At 60.5% G+C, this 17,612-nt stretch carries 14 protein-coding genes; 11 read left to right on the plus strand and 3 right to left on the minus strand.

What is annotated here, in order from left to right; translation table 11 throughout:
- The first annotated feature begins 221 nt into the window (after window positions 1–221).
- The gene (locus AC1DX3_RS21870; protein WP_476991471.1) at window positions 222–452 is read left to right on the plus strand and encodes a hypothetical protein; all 231 of its coding nucleotides are present in this window, start codon (window positions 222–224) and stop codon (window positions 450–452) included.
- 2 nt (window positions 453–454) lie between these two features.
- Here the strand turns inward: AC1DX3_RS21870 and AC1DX3_RS21875 are convergent, their stop codons facing one another.
- Window positions 455–3,367, minus strand: a complete 2,913-nt coding sequence (locus AC1DX3_RS21875) for a M16 family metallopeptidase (protein WP_476991472.1) — start codon at window positions 3,365–3,367, stop codon at window positions 455–457.
- Window positions 3,368–3,611: 244 nt separating this feature from the next.
- Between AC1DX3_RS21875 and AC1DX3_RS21880 the strand changes: the two genes are divergently transcribed.
- The 6 genes from AC1DX3_RS21880 (at window position 3,612) to AC1DX3_RS21905 (ending at window position 8,569) form a co-directional block, all read left to right on the plus strand.
- The gene (locus tag AC1DX3_RS21880; protein WP_476991473.1) at window positions 3,612–4,283 is read left to right on the plus strand and encodes a hypothetical protein; all 672 of its coding nucleotides are present in this window, start codon (window positions 3,612–3,614) and stop codon (window positions 4,281–4,283) included.
- 235 nt (window positions 4,284–4,518) lie between these two features.
- Complete coding sequence (gene ubiA, locus AC1DX3_RS21885; RefSeq protein ID WP_476991474.1) at window positions 4,519–5,442, plus strand: 4-hydroxybenzoate octaprenyltransferase; 924 nt, start codon at window positions 4,519–4,521, stop codon at window positions 5,440–5,442.
- A gap of 37 nt (window positions 5,443–5,479) precedes the next feature.
- The gene (locus tag AC1DX3_RS21890; RefSeq protein WP_476991475.1) at window positions 5,480–6,313 is read left to right on the plus strand and encodes a DUF3298 and DUF4163 domain-containing protein; all 834 of its coding nucleotides are present in this window, start codon (window positions 5,480–5,482) and stop codon (window positions 6,311–6,313) included.
- Between the two features lie 28 nt (window positions 6,314–6,341).
- A complete protein-coding gene (locus tag AC1DX3_RS21895; protein ID WP_476991476.1) occupies window positions 6,342–7,019 on the plus strand; it encodes a class I SAM-dependent methyltransferase in 678 nt (225 codons plus the stop codon).
- Window positions 7,016–7,360, plus strand: coding sequence for a VOC family protein (locus tag AC1DX3_RS21900; protein ID WP_476991477.1), 345 nt, complete (start codon window positions 7,016–7,018; stop codon window positions 7,358–7,360). Before AC1DX3_RS21895 ends, AC1DX3_RS21900 begins: the two co-directional genes overlap by 4 nt.
- 6 nt (window positions 7,361–7,366) lie before the next feature.
- Window positions 7,367–8,569, plus strand: a complete 1,203-nt coding sequence (locus AC1DX3_RS21905) for a tetratricopeptide repeat protein (protein ID WP_476991478.1) — start codon at window positions 7,367–7,369, stop codon at window positions 8,567–8,569.
- A gap of 50 nt (window positions 8,570–8,619) precedes the next feature.
- Here the strand turns inward: AC1DX3_RS21905 and AC1DX3_RS21910 are convergent, their stop codons facing one another.
- Window positions 8,620–9,465 carry an NAD-dependent epimerase/dehydratase family protein gene (locus tag AC1DX3_RS21910; protein ID WP_476991479.1) on the minus strand — a complete coding sequence of 282 codons (846 nt, stop codon included), beginning with the start codon at window positions 9,463–9,465 and terminating at the stop codon, window positions 8,620–8,622.
- 95 nt (window positions 9,466–9,560) lie between these two features.
- On the opposite strand from AC1DX3_RS21910, the gene AC1DX3_RS21915 reads away from it, so the two are divergent.
- Together AC1DX3_RS21915 and AC1DX3_RS21920 are read left to right on the plus strand one after the other, a co-directional pair.
- Window positions 9,561–11,096: a UbiD family decarboxylase gene (locus AC1DX3_RS21915; RefSeq protein WP_476991480.1), complete on the plus strand. Its 1,536-nt coding sequence runs from the start codon at window positions 9,561–9,563 to the stop codon at window positions 11,094–11,096.
- Window positions 11,097–11,238: 142 nt separating this feature from the next.
- Window positions 11,239–13,134, plus strand: a complete 1,896-nt coding sequence (locus AC1DX3_RS21920) for a CASTOR/POLLUX-related putative ion channel (RefSeq protein WP_476991481.1) — start codon at window positions 11,239–11,241, stop codon at window positions 13,132–13,134.
- A gap of 128 nt (window positions 13,135–13,262) precedes the next feature.
- Here AC1DX3_RS21920 and AC1DX3_RS21925 read toward each other — a convergent pair whose 3' ends face one another.
- Window positions 13,263–15,197: a putative bifunctional diguanylate cyclase/phosphodiesterase gene (locus AC1DX3_RS21925; protein ID WP_476991482.1), complete on the minus strand. Its 1,935-nt coding sequence runs from the start codon at window positions 15,195–15,197 to the stop codon at window positions 13,263–13,265.
- Window positions 15,198–15,403: 206 nt separating this feature from the next.
- On the opposite strand from AC1DX3_RS21925, the gene AC1DX3_RS21930 reads away from it, so the two are divergent.
- Together AC1DX3_RS21930 and AC1DX3_RS21935 are read left to right on the plus strand one after the other, a co-directional pair.
- On the plus strand, window positions 15,404–16,807 hold the full coding sequence (locus AC1DX3_RS21930) for a TldD/PmbA family protein (RefSeq protein WP_476991483.1): 1,404 nt from the start codon (window positions 15,404–15,406) through the stop codon (window positions 16,805–16,807).
- A complete protein-coding gene (locus tag AC1DX3_RS21935; RefSeq protein ID WP_476991484.1) occupies window positions 16,807–17,610 on the plus strand; it encodes an inositol monophosphatase family protein in 804 nt (267 codons plus the stop codon). The genes AC1DX3_RS21930 and AC1DX3_RS21935 overlap by 1 nt, the downstream gene beginning before the upstream one ends.
- Window positions 17,611–17,612 lie beyond the last annotated feature (2 nt).

A 17,612-nucleotide genomic window follows, 5' to 3' on the forward strand; every position in this document is an offset into this window, starting at 1 on the left:
ATACGATGATTTAAAATGTATCAATTATACCACAAATTCGTACCGTATCGACCGCTTTTGCGCCTTGCCCGGCCATTTCCGGCGGCGCTAATGCAAAACCCCGCCTGCATCCGCAGACGGGGTTTTTGCCGAACCGGCTTACCGGCTGTTTGCAATGTGGGGTGAAATTGGCAACGCGCTTCTTATGCTTACGCCGCTACATTAGGGCGCAGGAGGCGATCATGAACGACAGCCATAACACCAAGCCCCAAGACACGGCCATAGAGGTCGCGCGAACCGGCGAACATCAAGCCAACGCCGGCCATGCCGATCCCTTCCCGCCTGAAGGCACGGACGAAAAGCTGCTGGAAACCGGCAACAACCGGCCCCGCGCATTAAGCGAAAGCGATCGCGTCAAGGCCACGAGGGCTGCGATCGCCTCCGAAGGCAAGCCCACACTCGAAAAACCGTAGTCCTATTGTGCCGCGGGCTCTGCCGGAGCCGAAGGATCGACCGGCGTCGCATCGGCTGCCGGCTTGACCTGAATACGCACAGCCTTGGCCATGTCGAGATAATCCACCGCCAGCTTCTGCAGGTCCGCCGGTGTCACCGCCATCAACTGAACCTTGCGTGTCCGGATCGCCTCGATACGGCGCGGATCGCGCGCCGTGCCCGGCAAGACGCCGGCCCAATATGCATTGGTCGTCACGTCATTGGCCAGACGGTCCAGCTCCGGCTTGCGCGCCCGCAACAGTTCGTCGTCGCTKATCGGATTGGCCTTGAGATCGGCGACGATCGCCGCCACGGCGTCATAAAACGCCTGGTCGTTCTCCGGCTTCACCCCGGCCGAAGCCGCAATATAACCATAGCCCTTGAAGGCCAGCGACGCCGAACTGGTGGCATAGGGGCTATAGGCGATGCCCAGCTTTTCACGCACCACGTCCGTCAACCGCAAGGTAAGGACATCCGACAGCAATTGCGCTGTCCGCGCCCTTTGCATATCTGAGAACAGGTCGCCGGTCGGCCAGGCAATAAAGCTCTGGTCCTGGTCGGCGCGGCCATGATGTTCGAACACCTGGGTCAGGTTCGTCGTCGGGAACTTGACCACCGGACCGTCCGCCGGCAACGGCGTGTCCTTGCGCGGCGGTAACGTCGCGAAGGTCTTGGCGATTTCCAGCTCGGCCTCGGCCTCGGTGATATCGCCGACGATCGTGACCTCGACCGGGCCTGTCTTCAATTGACGATCGATCAAGGCCTTGACCTGATCATTACTGGTCTTGAGGAAATCGTCCTGGCTCGGCATGACAAAGCGCGGATCGCCCGCATGCATGATCTTGCCGTAATTCATCTGGAACACACCCTGGGGCGATGAATTGAGCTGGGTATAGTAGCTCGGAATGAACGACTTCAAACGCTCGAAGGCGTCGGCGCGATAGCCGGCATCGGTCGTGAAAGCCATCAAAACCTGCATTTCGGTGGCGAAATCGCCATGCGTCGTACCGCCGGACAAGGTCGCCGCGTCCTCGCCCAAACCATAGCTGACGCCGACAATCTTGCCGGTCAGGCTGTCCTTGGCTTCCGACGCCGTCAGCTTGCCCAAACCGCCATCGAAAATATCGCCCGCCGTCGCCGCGAACACCGGCGGATTGGCGGCCGGCGACAGCGCCTTCAGTCCGCCGGCAAAGCTCACCGTCACGTTGACCTCGTCCTCCTTGAACTTGGTCGGCTTGATCGTCGCCACGACACCATTGGCATAGGTCAGCTGCGTGACCCCGATGTCCTTCAGTTCCACCCGCTTGACCACGGCCGACGCCTTGCCGAACTCGGTATAGGGCCACGGCTTGTCGGCGCGCGCTTCGGCGGCCGTCATCTTCGCCGACTGCACGGCATTATAGGTGTCGAGCAATCCCTGTTTGTCCAGATCGCCCAGCTCGGTATTTTCGTGCCACAGGAACGGGCCGTCGCCGCTGAACAAAGGCTTGATGCCCTCATTGATCGCCGCCAGGGTCAGGGACGGCTTCAACTGCTGGAAATAGGCATAGTCCTGGGTCGGCGACGTAAACACATCGTTTTCCGCCACCGAATCGACCAACCCCTCGGCCACCGAACGATTGGCGCGCGTCTTTTCGCCCTGCAACGCCGCCTTATAGGCCGCCTCGTAATTGGTCAGTATCCGGTCCAGTTCCGATTGATCGGCGCCGAACTCGACGAACTGACGCACCGTCGTATAGGCCTCGGTCAGCGCCGCCTTGTCCTTGCCGGGCTTGGGCGTGATATCCAGCTGCGTTTCTGTCGACGTATGTTCGATATCGCCGTGTCCGACACCCGCCACCGCAAAACTGGTCTCGGCCAGCTTCGACTGGCGGTCCAACCGATCGTTCACGATGGCCAGGCGGATCGAATCCTTCAGGTCCTCGGCCGACTTGGCCAGCGTATCGTAATGATTATCGATCGGCTGTTCCCACGTCATGCTGATACTGTCGCGCAACCCGGACTCGACATAGGTATCCGCCATCAGCCCCTTGGGCTTATAGGCGCCGAAATCCGTGACGCGGATCGGCCCGGCCGCCGGCTTCCAATCGGAAAACTTGGCCTTGATCTTGGCTTCGACGGCATCCGGATCGAGATCGCCGACAACCACCAGGGTCGACTGCTCCGGGCGATAGAAATTGGTGTAGAAATCGACGAACCGATCGCGCTTCGCCGTATTGATCACATCGACCTTGCCGATCGGCAGACGATGCGGATAGACCTGATCGCCGAAGCTGTCGGCCGACCACTTCATATAGGCGCGCAGTCCCGGGCTGGCGCTGGTGCGCTCCTCGCCCAAAATCACCCCGCGCTCGCGGTCGATCGCCCCGTCGTCCAGGGTCAGATTGCCCGCCGTCTCGCGCAGCAAAAATAGCCCCGTATCGACATCGTCGTCGCCGACCTGCGGCAGGTCCAGCTCATAGACCGTCTCGCCGAAACCGGTATGCGCATTGGTGTCCGGCCCGAATGCCAAGCCGTGGCGCTCCAAAATCTTGATCATGTCGCCTTCGGGCACGTTCTTGGAACCGTTGAACGCCATGTGCTCTAAAAAGTGCGCCAGACCCTGCTGGCTGTCATTCTCCATCATCGAGCCGCCATTGATGCGCAACCGCATACTGGCCGTCCCCGGCGGCGTCGCATTGCGCATGATGATATAGGTCATGCCGTTGGGCAGCTTGCCGAAGCGCACCGCCGGATCCGGCTTGATGTCGGAATGGTTCTGCGCGAAATCGAGCCCCTGGCTGACGTCCGGCGTCTGCGGCGTAAAGCTCTGGGCCCAGGCTCCGATCGGCGTCAAGGCCGTCGTACAAAGGGCGACAATGATCAGGGCGGAAACGAACGGCTTTTTCAGCGACATAGATGACGGCTCCAAATTCAGACGCCGACACTTGCCCATTTCCGCGACGTAATAAAGGCCAAACCCGAAAAATTAAATTTCCTTAACCAGGGCCGCAGGCCCTGGACCCGAAACTGACGCTCTCGAACGCCGGTTCACGCTAAGCTCAGGCGGGGACGCGGCTCCCACTTCCTCCCCTTCCTTGCAAACCTTCAGGTCGCAATTGGCGCTGGTTTGGCTTGGCGAAAAACGATAAACCTTGCCCATGAACGCTATTGAACACGAAACCCTCTGGCGATTTGTCCGTGGCGATCTTGAGGTTCCCGAGTTCGAAGCCTGGCTTTACGCTCATACTGCACCGGAGGCCCTTTTAGGCCCGGAACTAAGCCTCGTACTGCTATCCGCCGACTATCGCAAACCTTTCGTCATTGCTGATATTTCTCGTGATTTGGAGGCCCTGCTTCGCCCGGCGCTTACCTGCGAATGCCTGGCTGTAGCCGATAAAGCCATCATTCCCATGGGAATGGATGGCCAGGAAAAGAGATTTTTTGCCAGTGTTTGTGAAGTCCATCGCCACAGCACGCCCCTCTGGTGGCTGTCGCTGGAGCGCTGCAAGACCTGTGGACAATACTGGGTGATGGCCGCGGAAGAGCGCATCTACGACGATTACTTCCTCAAAAGACTCAACGACGAAGAGGTGCGCGATATAATCGAGCGTCACTCATGGCCCGCTGATTTTCTGAGCTACGAAAGCGTTCTCAAACACGGTCTTCAACTCGGCAAGGCCTGTCGCTTTGCCGATCCGTTTTCGCGTTCCTTAATCTGGACGGCTCACGACCTGAAACGAGAAAGGCCGAGTATCACTTACGCCGAAATCGCCGACCTCTTAGGCGTAGACCAGCAAGCGGTCGTCGAACTTTTGAGCGCAAAAGAATGACCGCATCTGCCGGCTTACCCTCTTAGGGTATTGACAAGCTCAGCGTTGATAAGTCGTCGGCACGACCATCGACACCAACCGGCCGTGCCACGGCAGGGACGCGGTAGCGTCCCACTTATCTGTGCTAATCTGTGGATAAACCTCTTACTTAAAGCCAACCAGAAGCGCCGGCGCTTCAAGACCAAAACCGCATTTCCCCCTCGACCTTTAGCTTAACGCGGCTTAAACCACCGCCATGACCGAGTCCGCTGCCCCTCTCCCCGATGCCGCCGCCCTCAACTGGGTGGATCGCTACGCCCCTCCGCCTCTGCGGCCTTGGCTGCGCCTGGGCCGTTTCGACCGTCCCATCGGTATCTGGCTGCTCTTTCTGCCGGGTGCCATGGGCCTGGCTTTCGCCACCGGCGACCTCCACGATTTCCCGTTCTACAAGCTCCTGCTCTTCGCCATCGGCTCAGCCCTGATGCGCGCCGCTGGCTGTGCCTATAACGATTTCGTCGATCGCGATTTCGACGCCCAGGTCGAGCGCACGCGCTCCCGCCCTATTCCCGCCGGCCAGATCAGCCCGAAGCAAGCCCTGCTTTTCGTCGCCCTCTGTTCGCTAATCAGCCTCGGCATCCTCATTCAACTCGGCACCCTCGCCATCATACTGGGCTTCGTCTCGCTCGGCCTCGTCGCCGCCTATCCCTTCATGAAGCGCATTACCTGGTGGCCCCAGGCCTGGCTCGGCATCACCTTCAACTGGGGCTTTCCCATGGGCGTCGCCGCCGTGGCCGGCACGCTTACCTGGCCCGCCGTCGTCTTCTATATCGGCCTGATCTTCTGGACGATCGGCTACGATACCATCTACGCCCTGCAAGACATCGAGGACGACGCCATGATCGGCGTCAAATCGAGCGCTCGAGCGCTGGGCGACCGCACCCGCCCCGGCATCGCCGTCTTCTACGCCATCGCTGTTGTCCTTACGGCAACAGCAGGCATGGCAGCGCACGTCTCAGGGCTGTTTTTCGGTGGACTTTTGCTGGTGAGTGCGCATCTTGTCATGCAGGTTCTGCGGCTGCGACTCGGGGACAACGGCCTGGCCCTTAACCTGTTCAAATCCAACCGTACCGCCGGCCTGCTTTGGCTCTTCAGCCTTCTGGTCGCTCATGTCAGCTTTTGATTGTCAGCTTTTGAACATCAGCTTTTAAGGTAGCCCTATGGCGCACACGAAGTCGATATTTGTCCCCAGTCTGGCGCTTCTAAGCCTGGCCGTCCTGGCGCTCGGCGCCTGCGACCACAAGAAGGACAAAAAGACCGCCAGCAATACGCCGCCGGCGACCGTGGCACCGCTGGGCTTCGCCAAGAGCGACCCTGACGCCCAGGTCAGCCTGACCCTGCCCGAACCGATCAAGCTTTACCCCGACCTGCATACCCGCCTCTACAATGACGGCGTCCAGACCCTGACCACCTTTATCGACGCCGCCCATAAGGACCGCGCCGAACAAAGCGCCGACGGCATCGACGTCCCCGCCTACTCCCATGCCATCAGCTGGAAAATCTCGGCCCAAAGCCCGCGCTTCCTGTCCCTCTATGCGGAGGAAGACGACTTCCAGGGCGGCGCCCACCCCAACAGCACCTTCCAGGCCCTTCTATGGGACAAAACCGCCAAGGACCTTATCAATACCGGCAAGCTCTTCGCTTCCGGCGCCGACCTGCGCGGTGTCGACACCTACGTTTGTAAACAGATCGAGGCCGAACGCTCCAAACGCGCCGGACAACCGGTCAGCCAGGCCAATGACGGCCTCTCCTGCCCCAAGATCGCCGATAGCCATATCATCCTGATTCCCTCGACCGTCTCCGGCAAGATCGGCGCCATCGACGCCCTGTTCGCGCCGTCCGAGATTGCTCCTTATGCCGAAGGGCCGTACGAAATCCGCGTCCCGCAGGCGCAGCTTCAGGGCCTGATCGCCCCGGACTATGCCGACCAATTCGCCGGCGATGCCGTCAAGGACGTCGCCCTGCCCGATCCCGGCAGCGACCAGGCGAGATAGCAAGGTGCTGAGGCATAAGGAGAACCAATTGGTTTCCATCCAAAACCCCGCCTCCGCCATACCCGAACACAGGGATTTTATCGTTGCCAATACCCGCCCCTTAGCCGTCCCCTCACTCCCATCCATCCAGCTCTACCAGGCTGACGAGGTCACACCTCTATGGCTGATGACCGAACGGGATCTGGCGCGCGAACGCCTGGCCCCGCCGTTCTGGGCGTTTGCCTGGTCAGGCGGCCAAGCGCTTGGCCGCTACATCCTCGAAAACCCATCGCTTGTCGCCGGCCGCCGCGTGCTCGATATCGCCTGCGGGTCCGGCCTTGTGGGCATAGCCGCCCTCCAGGCCGGCGCCACCACGGTGCTGTGCAACGACATCGATCCGTATTGCGCCGCCGCCGTCGCCCTCAATGGCGGCCTCAACCACGCCACCCTGTCCTTCACCGGCGACGACCTGCTGGCTGGCCCGCTCCCCGACGCCGATATCATCCTGGCCGGCGACATCTGCTACGAAAAAGCGATGACCGAAGCCATGCTGACATATTTTCGCCGCGCCGCTCAGCAAGGTATCGAGGTCTATATCGGCGACCCGCATCGCAGCTACTTCCCGAAGACAGGCCTGACCCGCGTCGCGGACTACGATATTCTGACCAATGCCGATATAGAGGACGCCGCCCATAAACCGGCCAGCGTTTGGAGGTTAAATCCATGAAGACGCATCACAAAATCGACTATATCGAGTTTCCAGCGGGCGATACTTCGGCCCTGAAGGACTTTTATAGCAAGGCCTTCGGCTGGGAATTCATGGATTACGGTCCCGACTATACCGTGCCGACCAATGCCGGGATCGACAGCGGTTTCCAGGCCGATCCCATGGCGGCCCCGGCCAAGCCGCTCGTCATCCTCTATAGCGACGATCTCGAAGCCTCGCTCGAGGCCGTAACCGACCAAGGCGCCGAAATCACCGCAGCGATTTTCGACTTCCCCGGCGGCCGCCGCTTTCAATTTCGCGATCCATCCGGTAATGAACTGGCCGTCTGGTCGGATAAATAGGCGTCCATGTTGGGTAAAACCTGCCTGTCTCTCGGTATGTTTGCTGCGGTCTTCGTCGCCGCTACGCCCGCCATTGCCAATCTCGCGCCGACGCCCAAGGAAATCTTCGCCGACCTGAGTAAACGCGCCGCCGATGGCGAGGTCACGGCCGAGGCGCAACTCGGTTGGGCTTATATGAACGGCGATCTCGAGCAGAAAAAGAACGAGGCCGAAGGCGCCCGTTGGATCGCCAAGGCGGCCGAGGCCGGCGACGCCCAATCGCAATACGACCTGGCGCAGTTCTATCGCCTCGGCCGCGGCGTCAATCCCGATTTCGCCCAGGCGCTGGCGTGGACCGAAAAGGCCGCCGATCAGGGCCGCGTCGAAGCCATCGCCTATATCTGCAATGCCTATACCCAGGATCCGACCGTCGATCCCGATTGGCAAAAGGCCCTGCCCTATTGCTGGAAAGCGACGCGCAAGGGCGATCTGCCGGCCATCTATGCCGTCGGCCTGGCCTATGCCGACGGCCTGACCATCATGCCCAACAGCGATATGGCGTTGAAATATTTAGGCTATGCCGCCGATCGTGGCAGCGGCCCGGCCCAGGAAAAGCTGGGCGCCATCTATGCCACTGGCGACCTCGTCCCCGAAGACGACGCCACCGCCTTCGACTATAACCGCAAGGCCGCCAAGACCGGTTCCATGCCGGCGGTGATGGCCATGGCCGCGGCCTATGACACCGGCAAGGGCGTCGACGCCGATGCAAAAGAAGCCGCCCGGCTCTACGATATCGCCGCGCGTAACGGCAACGCCGACGCAAAAGCCTGGTTCGACAGCCATCCTGACGTCAAACGCTCGGATCTCGCCGCCAATATCATTACCATAGCCAAGATCCCGCGCGACACCATCTTCTACGCCGTCGACGGCGTCGATCCGCGCTTCCTGACCCAGGACATGGCCGGCTATTTCAACACCTTGATGAGCAATTCCTATCCCGCAGCGGCGCAGGACGCTGGCAAGGACGGTGAAGCCACAGCCGAGTGCCGCTTTACCAAGATCGGCGAATTCGACGACTGCGTCCTGGTCCAGGAAAGCCCCACTGGCCTTGGCTTCGGTGCCGTCCTGATGTTCGCGGCCAATAAGCTGCAGAACTCCGGCAACAAGACCGACTGGCAGGCCCGCTATGCCGGCAAGATCCTGCGCCTGCAAATGAAATGGAAGCGCTGAGTTTCCTGCCCGACTGCCAGCGTTGGTAGTAGCGTCGGCAAAAGACCTTTTTAAAACTTCGGTTCGAACTTCCCAGGCGCATAACCGAAGTCCCTTGTCGCCTCGCCATGATCGAACCGCAAGTCCTGGTTCATCCGCAACACCATATGGATGTTGCGCTTCAACGCGTTGCGCGGGGCAAGCAGGTTGCGAACGATAAAACCCAGGCGCCACAAAATTTCCGGTACAACCACGATAAACGGTTGTTTTCCCATAGCTTTGAACACACGTATGACCATATCGCGATAAGCCAACTTCTCCCCGCCGCTTAAGTTATAACTTTTATTATAACTTGCTTTCACCCCGACAACCTGCAAAGCCGCTCCCGCCAGGTCCAGCGCATGAACCGGCTGCCGCACCCCGGATGCCTGACCACACACCGGGAAAAATCCGTACTTGCGGATCGTTGCGGCAATCGCCGATACGTTCTCATCGAGGCCTTCGTCATAGATCAGGGTCGGCCGCAGGATGGTATAGGCCACGCCCATGACCGCGCAGAACGCCTTGATCGCGTTTTCACCGCCCAACAGCTTCGCCACTACCTCGCGCTCAGCAGGCTCGGCCGACTCCCCCTTGGTGGAAACGCTGGTCGACGAAAACGCCACCAACCGCCGCATGCCAAGCAAGTACAAGCGTTCCAGTAAATCGGCCGTCATCAGCCACACCGGCGCACACATGATCACCGTGTCGAACTTCGTTCCAGGTTGAAACGCCTCCGGATGCTCAGTATCCAAGACCAGGCTGCGACCATCCAACGCTTTGCGTGACGTAAACACGGCTTCCGGCGCCATCTCCCGCAGCCTCCGACCGATCAACGACCGCGCACCGATAACCAACATGCCGGCCTTATCGTCCATCCGTGTCCAAACCCTTTGCTGCGTCGGTTTGTCTCTGGTCTTAAAAGCATTTCCCCCGTATGTCATCTCGCAATCCAACCGATCAGAGTCTCAGCATGTCCGCCTACAAATCCCTCCGCGAATTTATGACGAAGCTGGAAGCCGCCGGCGAGCTGGTGCGGGTCAAAACCCCCGTCTCGACCCATCTCGAAATGACCGAGATCCAGACGCGATTGCTGCGCGACAAGGGCCCGGCCGTCCTGTTCGAAAACGTCACCCTGGCCGACGGCACCCCCTCCCCTATGCCAGTCCTGGTCAACCTGTTCGGCAACGTCAAAAGAGTCGCCATGGGCGTCACCATGGATGGCAAGGAACGCAGCCTGCCCTCCGATTTGCGCGAAGTCGGGGAACTGCTGGCCTTCCTCCGCCAACCGGAACCGCCGCGCGGCCTCAAAGACGCCTGGGACATGCTGCCGCTCGCCAAGACCGTCATGAGCATGCGCCCCAAGACGATGAAAACCGCGCCGGTGCAGGAAGTCGTGCTCAAGGGTGATCAGATCGACCTGACCAAGCTGCCGATCCAGGGCTGCTGGCCCGGCGAACCTGCGCCGCTCATCACCTGGCCGCTGATCGTCACCAAGGGGCCATCGGACAAGCGCGAGGACGACTATAATCTCGGCATCTACCGTATGCAGGTGCTAAGCAAGGACACCACCATCATGCGCTGGCTGGCCCACCGCGGCGGCGCCCAACATCACCGCCGCTGGAAAGCAGAGGGCAAGCGCGAACCCCTGCCCGCCTGCGCCGTCCTGGGCGCCGATCCCGGCCTGATTCTCGCCGCCGTCACGCCCGTGCCCGATACCTTGAGCGAATATCAGTTCGCAGGCCTGTTGCGCGGCCAGAAAGCCGAGTTGGTCCCCGCCAAGACCGTGCCCCTGCTGGTGCCGGCTCACGCCGAAATCGTTCTCGAAGGCCATGTCCTGCTCGACGACTATGCCGACGAAGGCCCCTATGGCGACCACACCGGCTATTATAACTCCGTCGAAAAATTCCCGGTCTTCAAGATCAGCGCCATCACCATGCGCCGCGATCCCATCTATCTCTCGACCTTTACCGGCCGTCCGCCCGACGAGCCCAGTGTTCTCGGCGAAGCGCTGAACGAGGTCTTCATCCCCTTGATCCAGCAGCAGTTCCCGGAAATCGTCGATTTCTGGCTGCCGCCCGAAGGCTGCTCCTACCGCATCGCCGTCATCTCGATGAAGAAAGCCTATCCCGGCCATGCCAAGCGCATCATGATGGGCGCCTGGTCCTACCTGCGCCAATTCATGTACACAAAATGGATTATCGTGGTCGACGACGACATCAATGCCCGCGATTGGAAGGACGTCATGTGGGCATTGTCGACGCGCATGGATCCAGCGCGCGACATCACCGTGGTCGAAAACACACCGATCGACTATCTCGACTTCGCCTCGCCGGAATCGGGCCTCGGTTCGAAAATCGGCCTCGACGCCACCAACAAATGGCCGCCGGAAACCCACCGCGAATGGGGCGAGAAACTCTATATGGAGCAGGCGGTTATCGACCGCGTTTCGGCCAAGTGGACCGAGATGGGCCTGCCGGGCAACGGCGCGCCGATTTGGTCGAAATAGAGCGAAAAAGCTCAACCAATTCAAAAGCCGCCCGGCCGCTATAAAATAACGACGCCCCTTGCGCGAGGATCGGGAACTGCTGTAGGCCCTAACCCTGTAACAGTGGGTCGCGTCGCGTACCCATCATGACCGGGGACACAATATGCCACATCGCTCTTATGGGTTGCGCGAGCGCCTGCGTTACGCATTCGACAAAAGCATGGCGGCCGGCCCGATCGCTCTGATCGGCTGGCTGGCTGTCATTTCCGCCTTCATCATCGTCCTGGCGGCCGCGCTGCTCGTCGTCACCGGCATCCACCCCGACGGCGGCGACAAGCTCGGCTTCGTCGAAGGCGCCTGGCAATTCCTTATGCGCACCATGGATGCCGGCACGATCGGCGGCGATGTCGGCTGGCCCTTCCGCCTGGTCTCCCTTGCCGTGACGATCGGCGGCATCTTCGTCTTCTCCGCCCTGATCGGCGTGCTCAGTTCCGGCATTGAAAGCAAACTCGACGAGTTGCGCAAGGGCCGCTCGCGTGTGCTGGAGCAAGACCAGACCATCATTCTCAACTGGTCGTCGTCAATCTTCGATATCATTGCCGAACTGGTCGTTGCCAACCGCAGCCGCCGCCGTCCGTCGATCGTTATCCTGGCCAATATCGACAAGGTCGTGATGGAAGACGAGATCAAGACCAAGTTGGCCGATCTCGGCAATACGCGTGTTATCTGCCGCTCCGGCGATCCGACGGACCTCTACGATCTCGACATCGTCAACCCCCAAACCTGCCGCTCCGTCATCGTCCTGTCCCCCGACGGCGACGATCCCGACAGCCAGGTGATCAAGTCCGTCCTCGCTCTGGTCAACCACCCAAAACGGCGCCAGGCGCCGTATCAGATCGCCGCGGAAATTCGCGAAGCCGCCAATGTCGAGGTGGCGCGCGCCATAGGCGGCGACGAATTGCAAGTCGTCCTGGCCGACGACCTGATCGCCCGCATCGTCGTCCACAGCAGCCGTCAATCCGGTTTGTCGGCGGTCTATTCGGAATTGCTCGATTTCGACGGCTGCGAAATCTATACGATGGAACAACCGGCTGCGGTCGGCAAAACCTTCGGCGAGATCGTCGCCGCCTATGAATCCTGCACGCCCATCGGCCTGTGCAATACCGCCGGCGTCGTGCATTTGAACCCCGACATGAACACCGTCATAGCCGCCGATGAGCGGCTGATCATCATCGCCGAAGACGACGCCTCTATCCGCCTCAGCGCCCCCGCCGAACCCGATCCGGCCGCCATCGCCCAACCCGCTCCGATCGAAAAGAAACCCGAGCGCACCCTGATTCTGGGTTGGAACCGCCGCGGCGCCATCATTGCCCATGAACTGTCGCGTTATGTCGCCAAGGGCTCGGTCCTGGTCATCGCCGCCGACACACCCGAGCTGCATGGCTACCCCAACATCAAGGTCAGCGAGAATCTCAAACTCGAATTCTGCCTTGTCGACACAGGCAACCGCGCCGCCCTCAACGCCCTGGACATAGCCGGCTTCGACCACGTCCTCGTGCTCGGCTACAGCGACACCATGGCGCCGCAACCCGCGGATACCCGCACCCTGGTGACCCTGCTGCATATCCGCAAAATTGCCGAATCGGCCAAGCGTCACATCAGCGTCGTCAGCGAAATGATCGACGTACGCAACCGCGAGCTCGCTGAAGTCACGCGCGCCGACGATTTCGTCGTCAGCAACAAGCTGATCAGCCTGATGCTGGCCCAGGCGTCGGAAAATCGCAACATGGCGGCGATTTTCGACGATCTGCTCGACGAAGACGGTTCCGAAATCTATATGCGCGACGCCTCCGACTATGTCGCGCTCGGCACGCCGGTAAGCTTCTATACGATCACCGAAGCGGCGCGGCGCCGTGGTGAAGTCGCCATCGGTCACCGCTGCGTGCGCGCCGGCGCCGACGATCCGCGCAATATGGGCGGTGTGGTCATCAATCCAACCAAATCAGGCACGCATACCTATACCGCCCAAGACAAGATCATCGTCCTGGCTCAGGACTGACAACAGGTGCCGGTATGAGGCACCCTATTACCGCTAGGCACGGCACTGCATTAATCCTGGAAAAATTAACAAATTCAACGAGATCCGTAGTGCTATGCAGCGCCTTGACTACTGCATAAGGCGATCGCTTAAACCGCTCGCCGGGCCTCGCCCAAACGCATGGTTTCCGCGGCCATATAGGCCAGGACATCATCCGCCAGAATCGGCTTGCTGAACAGATAACCCTGGATATAACGCGCCCGCACCTGACGCAGCTTCGCCAGTTCGGCTTGGGTTTCGACGCCTTCGATAACGCAATCGAGATTGAGATTGTGGCACAGGTCGATGATCGTCTTGATGATCTTCTGCGCCGAGTCGTGCTTCAACAATTGAATGACGAAGCTGCGGTCGATCTTGATCTTGTCGACCGGCAGACGGTGGATATAGGAAAACGACGAATAGCCCGAGCCGAAATCGTCGATGGCGATGCGCGATCCCATGGCCTTCAGCTTGATCAGGGCTTCGCAGGCCTGCTCGAAATCGGTCAGCATGGCGGTTTCGGTGATTTCGAATTCGATACGGCGGGGATCGATGCCCGACTCGCGCACGGTCTTGCAGATATTGGCGATCGATATGCCCGACCGTAAATCGCGCGCCGACAGGTTGAACGAAACGCGCGTATCTTCCGGCCACCGCTTGACCAGATGCAATGCCTTTTCCAGCAGCAGGATAGTGATCTGGGTAATCAGGCCCGACCGTTCCGCCGCCTTGATGAAGATGTCTGGGCGCACCGGACCCAGGCGGGCGCTGTCCCACCGCGCCAGGGCTTCGAACCCGATCGTGCAATTGTCGACAACGTCGAATTGTGGCTGGAAGACGATCGATAGCTCGCTGTGCAGGTCGCTGCTGCGCAGGGTCTGGTCGACCAGGCTGAAATCGCGCATCTCGGCTTCGTGGCGCTCGGTGAAAACCACCGGCGCCCCGCGCAGATTCTGCTTGGCGAAATAGAGCGCATAGTCGGCACGCTCCAGCAGTTGCGAGGCCGTCAGCTCGGCCGAATCACACCTGACAAAACCGACGCTGCCGGAAATATTGGCGGTCACACCACCCAGATTATAGGTTTCGCGCAGGGCGTCGCAAACATGGGCGCCGAAGTCCTTGACCTCGTCCTGGTCGGCGGCGCCTTTCAGGATGATGGCGAATTCGTCGCCGCCCATGCGGGCCACAAAGGCCCGCTTGCCGCACACCAGGCGCAGGCGGTCGCCGACGGCGATCAGCAGGGTGTCGCCGACGCTGTGGCCATAAATGTCATTGATCGGCTTGAAACCGTCGAGATCGATAAGCGCCAGATCGAAGGCTTGACCGATCTTAACGCCGGCTAATGCGCCCTCCATTTCACGGAAAAAGCTGCGGCGATTGGGCAGGCCGGTCAGGACATCGCAATCCGCCATGATCTCGGCCTCGGCGCGCAGCCGGTCGGCCGTCGCGCGGGCACGCACCGCCTGGAAAAGGGTGCGCCGCACCATGGCGCTCATGCCAAGCGCCGTCGCGGCCCCGCCCATCGATAGCCAGAAATAGCGTGTGATATTGGCCTGCTCATGGACCCAGGCCAGGCCCACGCCCGCAATGACGGCCATCAGCACACTGGGGATCAGGACCCGCAACGATACACCGGATATGGCGTACATGACACAGAGGAAGAGGAAATAGACCATGCGCTGATGTTCGTAATGCAGGGTCTGGAATGCCACGGGATTGGCCAGCATCAGCAGGTTGACGATCAGGCTTGCGAATTCCAACCGCCACAGATCCTCGGTCTTGCGGACATAGAGCAGGTAGAAGCCGAAACAGGCAAGGGCCGTCGCCGCGGTGACCGTTGCCATGATAGCCAGGTTAATACCGGTTTCGCTGAGGAAACGGTAGCCGAACATCAGGCTGAAATAACTGCCGACGACCAGGAGATAGCGGCGGTTGACCGTGCCGAGCGCCTGCACTTCCTCCTGGATACTGAGGCGATATCCGCCGGCCGCGACATCCCTGATTTCGTTCGCCTTGTTGAGAAGCGAGCGGACAATCGACAACATAGACAATTCCTGGTCGGGTACTGGGTCGTCTCCTGAACGCGGAGTACCGGTAGAATTAGCCCATACACCTGAACATTTCGCTAAACGGCTCAGACCTGTCAGGGTTTTCATTCGCATTTTCCGAAGATCGCCGTCACGCGAAAGCGCTATCAATTTGTCACAAACGAGACTTGCCTTGATAGCTTGCGCGGGCCTATAGATTTTTCATGTTGCAAACGCGAAACGACCCCGAATCCGCCCCTCGATCCGCCAACGCCGACGACCTCGTCAAGGACGCCGATGTTCAACGTCTCGACGACCTGATCCGCGCCGCCAAGTCGGCCGGCGCCGATGTCGCGGAAGCCGTCTTCGCCGTGTCGCGTTCGCTCAGTGTCGGCGTCCGCAAGGGCGAGATCGAGACCGTCGAACGCGACGAAAACAGCGACCTCGGCCTGCGCGTCTTCGTCGGCCGCAAGCAGGCGGTTGTTTCGGTTTCCGAATTCTCCAAACCGACCCTGGACCGCCTGGTTGAACGCGCCGTCGCCATGGCGCGCCTGGCGCCCGACGATCCCTATGCCGACCTCGCCGACCCAGCCCTGCTCTATCGCGGCGACGCTGTCGACTTGCAATTGTTCGACGCCTCGACCATGACGCCCGAAACCCTGCAGCAACGCGCCCTCGACATCGAAGCCAGCGGCTTGGCCCAGGGCGGCGCCTTGCAAAGCGATGCCGCCAGCACCGGCTATGCCCAAAACATGTGGCACATGCTCACGTCAGGCGGGTTCTCGGGCTCGCACAAGACCAGCCTGTTCTATCAATCCGGGCGCTTCATCGCCACCGATGCCGAGGGCAATATGGAACGCGACGGCGAAGGCCGCAGCGTCCGCCATGCCGCCGACTTGCCCGATGTCGCCGATACCGGCCGCATCGGTGCCGAACGCGCCCTGGCCGCCATGGGCGCGCGCAAGATCGATACGCAAAAAGCCGCGGTGATCTTCGACAAACGTGTATCGCGCTCGCTGATCAGTCAATTTATCGGCGCCATTTCCGGCTCCGCCATCGCTCGCGGTTCCAGCTTTTTAAAAGACAAGCTGGGCCAGCAACTGTTCGATTCGTCGGTTCAGATCGTCGATGATCCGCTGCGCCTGCGCGGCCTGGGCTCGTGCCTGTTCGACGACGAAGGCGTGGCCGTGCAAAAACGCGCCCTTATCCAGGACGGTGTCCTGACGACCTGGTTGCTCAACACCGCCGCCGCCAAACAACTGAATATGGTTTCGACCGGCAATGCCTCGCGCAGCTTGGCCAGCGCGCCGGGCGTCTCAACGCATAATGTCACCTTGAGCAATGGTACGAAATCGCCCGAAACCCTGATGGCCGAAGCCGGCAAAGGCGTCGTCATCACCTCGATGTTCGGCCCCAGCGTCAATTCCGATACCGGCGACTGGTCCGCCGGTGCCTCGGGCTTCTGGTTCGAAAATGGCGTCATCGCCTTTCCGGTCAACGAAATGACCGTCGCCGGCAACCTGATCGAGATATACCAACGCCTGGTTCCGGCCAACGACCTGGAAATCAAGGGCTCGCTCGACGTACCTTCATTGTTCATCGATGGCTTAAGCCTGGGTGGCAAATAATGGGCTTTCACGCCGTGTCCGATCTTGCGCTGATCATCGACAAGGTTCGCCGTGCCGGCGCCTTGGCGCAGCACGTCAAGGCGCACGGCCTGATCACCAGCTACAAGTCCGACGGCTCGATCGTCACCAATGCCGATACCGAAGTCAATCTGTGGCTGAAGGAAGCCCTGCTGGAAGCGCGTCCGGACTATGGCTGGCAAAGCGAGGAAGAGGCCGACAACGCCGAGCGCCTGACCTCGATGCGGACCTTCGTGCTGGATCCGATCGACGGCACGATGGGCCTGTCCAAGGGCAGCCCTTACTGGACCATCGCCCTGGCCATTATCGAGGCCAACAAACCGGTGGCGGCTGTGGTCTATGCGCCGGACGCCGGCGAAATGTTCAGCGCCGGCCTTGGGACCGGCGCCCATCTCAACGAGGCGATCATCCAGGTCAGCGATCGGACCGTGCTGGAAGATTCCGAGGTCCTCGGCGACTCACGCGTCTTCGGCAAGGACATCTGGGCCATGCCGTGGCCGCGCCTGTCGGTCCATTCGCGGCCATCGGTCGCCTACCGCATGGTATCGGTCGCCTGCGGCCGCGCCGACTTCACCATAGCCTTGACGCCGAAGCGCGACTGGGACGTCGCCGCCGCCACCTTGATCGCTCAGGAAGCCGGCGCCATCGTCTCCGACCATTTAGGCAATCCTTATGGATTCAATGCTATCGACAGCCTGAAACCCAGCCTGATCTGTTCCGGCCCAGCCTTATTTCCGGATATTATCAGACGCTGTGCGCATTTAAAGACCCCACTGAGAGTTTGAAT

This window comes from Asticcacaulis sp. P2_B1 (assembly GCF_056404915.1).